The sequence below is a fragment of the Aerococcus sp. HMSC23C02 genome (assembly GCF_001806805.1).
Lineage (GTDB): Bacteria > Bacillota > Bacilli > Lactobacillales > Aerococcaceae > Aerococcus > Aerococcus sanguinicola.
In genome coordinates this window covers 3,119-8,830 of record NZ_KV786039.1, presented here as the reverse complement: position 1 = coordinate 8,830, position 5,712 = coordinate 3,119, and the positions used below count along the sequence as shown (strand labels likewise).

Sequence of the window (5,712 nt, the reverse complement as noted above, 5' to 3'; positions counted from 1 at the left end):
GTTGAATTTGGTCCTTGAAGAGCCATGGCACCGGTTCGGGCCTCGGTCTCTCGCCTAGCGAGATTCAAACGGTTCGTACGGCTTATGCCTACGATCCGTAATTCTCTTCGCTTGCTTTTTCATGGCTAACGATCCCTTTCAAGCTCCACTCCTGCTCACTAGTTGAATAGCAAAAAAATAAGTGAATCCCGGTTTTATTTGAAAAGTTTGAAGCAATTCTGCTTTTATTTGTAAGGGGTAGGGGGATTGGTGGTGCTGGTGAGTTGCTATCTGCATTCAGGGCTCTTGAGCGCAAATAGGCGACTTGCCTTTACACCCTGTTAATAAAAATATGCTGAGTTCAAGCTTGTGGTGGCAGCCTTGGCTTGTTTTTTCTTTTTGGCAGATTTTTTAGCTTAAAAGGATTGACATATGAAATTCCGTTCAAGTATAATAAGGGTACGAATGAGTGGTGCTTCATGTAAGCCCTTGTTTTATAGATGAACAGCTATTCATATGTAACCCATACAAGCTAAATGAACTGAAAGTATTACAAACGAGCTAAGGAGGAAAATGAAATGTGCGAGAAGACTTTAGAGGTCCAAGGGCGCCAGGACCAGGCGACCGCAGAAGACCAACACGACCATGACGGGAAGTTGCCGGTTATCATGTACTTTGTCGGCTTAGCGGCTTTCTTCATTGGTCTCTACTTGGAGGCGACGGGATCGGGCTATGCCAGCCTGGCTTTTACCGCAGCGATTGTGACCGCTGGCTACCATATTATCCTTGAAGGTTTTGGCGATACGATTCGTAAGAGCCTCGAAAATAAGAAATTCTTACCCAATATCCACTTTCTCATGGCCCTGGCTACGGCTGGTGCTATGGCGATCGGTAACTTCGAAGAGGGGGCGCTCTTGATTGTGATTTTTGCGGGGGCCCACTTCTTGGAAGACTATGTGGACGGCAAGAGCAAGCGTGAGATTACCAATCTCCTGCAGATGAACCCAACGGAGGCCCGTTTGATTTTGGCCAATGGTGAGACCCAGGTGGTTCCTGTCGACCAGGTCAAGGTTGGCGACCAGTTGAAGGTGCTCAACGGGGACCAGATTCCGACTGACGGGGTTATCCTCTCCGGGCTGACGACGGTGGATGAATCGTCGATCAATGGCGAGAGCATGCCTAAGGAGAAGGGGGAAGGCGACGAGGTCTTCGGTTCGACCATCAACGGTAGCGGGACTTTCACCATGGAGGTTACCAAGGACAGTTCCGAGACCGTTTTTGCCCAGATCCTAGACATGGTCAACCAGTCACAATCTAGCCTAACCAAGACTGCCAGCCTGATCCAGCGCTTGGAACCTAAGTATGTGACCCTGGTCCTCCTGCTCTTCCCGCTCGTCCTCCTGTCCGGCCCTTACATCTTCGGTTGGACCTGGGAGATGAGCTTCTACCGGAGCATGGTTTACCTCATCGCTGTTTCCCCTTGTGCCCTGGCTGCCAGCGCCGTGCCCGCGACCCTGTCCACCATCTCCAACCTGTCGAAAAAAGGTGTCCTGGTCAAGGGTGGGGCCTACCTCTCTAAGGTCGCTGACCTCCAGGCGATTTCTTTCGATAAGACGGGCACCTTAACTTACGGCAAGCCCAGCGTGACCGATGCCTACTTCGATGATTCGGTCGATGAAGCGGCCATGGTCGATATCCTAGTCGCTATGGAAAAGGAATCCAACCACCCCCTAGCCACGGCCATCCTCAAGCACTTCACGCCCCAGACAGCTCCTGCCTTAACCGTTGAAAACGAACTGGGACGGGGCTTGTCAGCCAACTACCAAGGCCAGACTTACCGGATCGGCAAGCCTTCCTCCTTCGCCCAAGTTAAGGCAGACTTTAAGGCCAAAGAAGAAGCGCTGGGCCAAGAAGGCAAGACCGTGGTTTACATGGCGGTCAATGAAGAAGTGGTCGGCCTGATCGCCCTCATGGACCTGCCCAACCCAGCGGCCAAGGAAGCCATCGCCTACTTTAACCGGGAAGGCATCCACACCACCATGATCACCGGCGACGCCAAGCTGACCGGGGAAGCAGTGGGCCGGATGATCGGCATCCAAGAAGTAGTGGCCAATGTCATGCCTGAAGATAAGGCCGGCATTGTCGCTGATCAACAAGCCGCATTCGGCACCACCGCCATGTTAGGGGACGGGGTCAACGACGCGCCCGCTCTCGTCAAGGCCGATGTGGGGGTGGCCATGGGGGACGGAACGGATGTCGCCATGGACGTGGCTGACCTGGTCCTCATGCAAAACGACCTCTCCAAGATGGTCTATGCCCACCACTTAGCTAAGAAGATGGACCGGATCACCTGGCAAAACATCGCCTTCTCCATGCTGGTCGTGCTAACCCTGGTCACCCTCAACTTCCTCGGTAAAATGGACATCGCAATCGGCGTCATCATGCACGAAGGCTCCACCATCCTCGTCATCATCAACGCCCTCCGCCTGCTCATGACCCCGCGCGAGTTTAAATAATCGGACGAATAAAAGGGGGCTGGTGAGCAGCCAAGCCCCACTCTAGTATTCGCTAATCCATTGCTTTCAAACAAAATTAATCAAAAGCGGACGCTTGTTAACGACTAGCGTTCGCTTTTTTCGATGGCATGAGTTAACAGATGACTGATAAGACACTCTAAAAAGCATAGAAACGGACAAATCCCCTATCGTTTTGTCTGTAATACGGAGAGAAACGGACAAATTCCCTACCGTTTTGTCTGTAACATGGAGAGAAACAGACAAGTCACCTACAGATTTGTCCACAAGCTAGGGAGAAACGGACAAATCCCTAGCACTCTTGTCCATAAAGATCGAGAAGCTGCTTCTTCCCAAGAGGAGTGGCAGTATCGGCTCGCAAACCTGCCTCTTTTCAAGAGGAGTGGCAGCATCGACTCGAGAAGCTGCCTCTTCCCAAGAGGAGTGGCAGTATCAGCTTGCGAAGCTGCCTTTACTCAGAGGAAATGGCGGGATTTCAATAAATCAACGCTTGCTCACTCGCCATTTATATTTTTGCTAGGTACTTGCTCCAACCATACTGCAATTATTCATAATAAAAAAATCACTCATTCAAGAAATTTATATTTATTCTATCAACAACTGTGTACTAAAAAATACCATTTTTATTAAAAGCACTTTATAATTTGCGCAATCGAAATAGTAAGCATAATTATATTTATTAAGCAGACTAAAGTTTGAGCAGGAGTGGAGCGTTGAAGTTGGTCCTTAGCCGTGAACAAGCAAACGATGTGAATTAGGGATAGTCGGCGTAAGCCGTACTAGCCCTTTGAAGCTCGTTAGGTGAGGGACCTTGGCCCGAACCGGTGCCACGGCTCTTCAAGGACCAAATTCAACAGCGCAACGCATGCTCACTCTCAATTCGTGTTTTTACAATCCGATTGTACTATCATTTTCCTTAGCTAACCCCACTTTTTAAATAATAAATGTCTTAATTTACATAATTTAGCTAAAGAATATAGTATAATGAGAGAGAATGTGTAGAAATTGTGCTTTGAATCCGTTACACTATTCATAAGGATTTTTTAAATTAATAGCTTCATATATCTATAAGGAGGCTTTTTAGATGACAGTAAAAATGGAAGCAAAACATGGTGAAATTGAAATTAGTGACGAAGCCATTGCCATGGTAGTCGGCAAGGCCACCACCCAAAACTACGGCGTGGTCGGCATGGCTTCGAAGAATCAAATTCGTGACGGCATCCAAGAAATTCTCAACCGGGAAAACTATGCGCGCGGCGTGGTGGTCCACAGTGAAGACCAACGCGTGGTTGTAGATGTTTATATTATCGTGAACTATGGTACTAAGATCTCCGAAATTTGTCGTAACGTCCAAAGTTCTGTGAAGTTTGAGTTAGAGAAGGTTCTAGGCCTCTCTGCCAACGTGGTGAATGTCTTTGTCCAAGGCATTCGAACGGATGTCGACTAGGAAAGCTTGAGGAGGTTTAATGTGAATTCGATAGATGCAAAAGAGTTAAAAAATATGATTTCGGTAGGGGCCAAGCGCCTCGAAGACCAGGCGGAATATGTCAATTCCTTGAACGTCTTCCCGGTTCCAGATGGGGACACAGGGACGAATATGAGCCTTTCCTTCACTTCAGGCTGTGACCTGGTGACGACTAATAATGCCCAAGATGTCGGTCAGGTGGCCCAAGACCTCGCCAAGGGACTCTTGATGGGCGCCCGGGGTAACTCCGGCGTGATCCTGTCCCAGTTATTCCGCGGTTTTGCCAAGGGTTGCGAGGAGAAGGAAGTCCTCTCCGGCCAGGACCTCGCGGATGCTTTTAACCATGGGGTGGAAACGGCCTACCAAGCGGTGATGAAACCGGTGGAAGGGACTATCCTAACCGTGGCGCGCGAGGCAGCAGAAGCCGGGATGGCCGCCGCCAAGCAGCAGGACGACCCTATCCATGTCATGGAAGAAGTCCACAAGGGGGCTGAGGAAGCGCTGATCAAGACGCCAGACCTCCTACCTGTCCTCAAAGAAGTGGGCGTTGTCGATAGTGGGGGCCAGGGCCTGTTTATTATTTACACCGGCTTTTTAGAAGCGCTCAAGGGTGAAAAGATTGCAGTCGATGACAAAGTGGGGATGTCCCAAGCAGATGTGACGGAACTGGCCCACCAGGAAAACTACTTCAAGACCTCCCATGCCGTGTCCAATGAAGACATCACTTATGGCTACTGCACGGAGATCATGGTCAAACTGGGCGAAGGGGAGACCGTTACCGACAGCTTCGACTATGAGACCTTCCGCAACTTCCTCAACGACTTGGGCGACTCGCTCCTGGTGGTTAACGACGAAGAAGTGGTCAAGGTCCATGTCCACACCGAACACCCCGGCCAAGTGCTCGAATACGGGCAAAAATTTGGCTCGCTGATTAAGATCAAGGTCGACAACATGCGCCTCCAACACGACACCATCCTCGAAGGCAAGGCCCAAGTCTCTGCGCCAGCTAAGCCTAAGGAAAAAATTGCCGTGATTGCGGTGGCAGCTGGCCAAGGCATCCAAGACATGTTCCAAAGCCTGGGCGTCTCCAAGGTCATCAATGGCGGTCAAACCATGAACCCCTCGACGGAAGACATTGTCAAGGCGGCCCAAGAAGTTAACGCGGAAAGCTATCTGATCTTGCCGAATAACAAGAACATCTTCATGTCGTCCAAGCAGGCGGCAGAGATCTTGGACCAAGACGCCCGCGTGGTGGAATCCAAGTCCATCTCCCAAGGCCTGACTGCCATGCTGGGCTACAACCCAGAAGCCAGCCTGGATGAGAATGCGGAAGCCATGACTAGCGAACTGGCCTATGTTAAGTCCGGCCAAGTCACCACCTCTGTCCGCGATACCAAGATTGGCGACCTAACCATTAAGGAAGGCGACTACATGGGCATCGTCAACGGCGACATCATCAGCAGCCAAGCTGACCGAAAAGCCCAAACCCTAGCCACCGTTGAGGCCATGCTGGATGAGGATTCCGAAATCGTGACCCTCTTCTTCGGCGAGGGTGTGAGCCAAGACGAAGCCGAGGCTTTGGCAGAGGAAGTCGAAGCCAAGCACGAGGACATCGAAGTGGAAGTCCACGAAGGCCAACAACCGGTCTATGCTTATTTGATTTCGGTGGAATAGGGGGATGGTGCCTGATGAGCATCCGTTCCGCTTTTGAATTTGGGCCTTGAAGAGCCATGG

At 50.5% G+C, this 5,712-nt stretch carries 3 protein-coding genes; all 3 read left to right on the top strand.

Going from position 1 to position 5,712, the window contains the following annotated elements:
• Window positions 1–557 precede the first annotated feature (557 nt).
• The 3 genes from HMPREF3090_RS00210 (at window position 558) to HMPREF3090_RS00200 (ending at window position 5,652) form a co-directional block, all read left to right on the top strand.
• A complete protein-coding gene (locus HMPREF3090_RS00210; protein ID WP_067972283.1) occupies window positions 558–2,495 on the top strand; it encodes a heavy metal translocating P-type ATPase in 1,938 nt (645 codons plus the stop codon).
• 1,102 nt (window positions 2,496–3,597) lie between these two features.
• A complete protein-coding gene (locus HMPREF3090_RS00205; protein WP_067972279.1) occupies window positions 3,598–3,960 on the top strand; it encodes an Asp23/Gls24 family envelope stress response protein in 363 nt (120 codons plus the stop codon).
• 54 nt (window positions 3,961–4,014) lie between these two features.
• Complete coding sequence (locus HMPREF3090_RS00200) at window positions 4,015–5,652, top strand: DAK2 domain-containing protein (protein WP_070485730.1); 1,638 nt, start codon at window positions 4,015–4,017, stop codon at window positions 5,650–5,652.
• Window positions 5,653–5,712 lie beyond the last annotated feature (60 nt).

Bases quoted from the DNA above. Each gene is read 5' to 3' on its own strand.
- HMPREF3090_RS00210 (WP_067972283.1), top strand. From the start codon at position 558: ATGTGCGAGAAGACTTTAGAGGTCCAAGGGCGCCAGGACCAGGCGACC.
- HMPREF3090_RS00205 (WP_067972279.1), top strand. From the start codon at position 3,598: ATGACAGTAAAAATGGAAGCAAAACATGGTGAAATTGAAATTAGTGAC.
- HMPREF3090_RS00200 (WP_070485730.1), top strand. From the start codon at position 4,015: ATGATTTCGGTAGGGGCCAAGCGCCTCGAAGACCAGGCGGAATATGTC.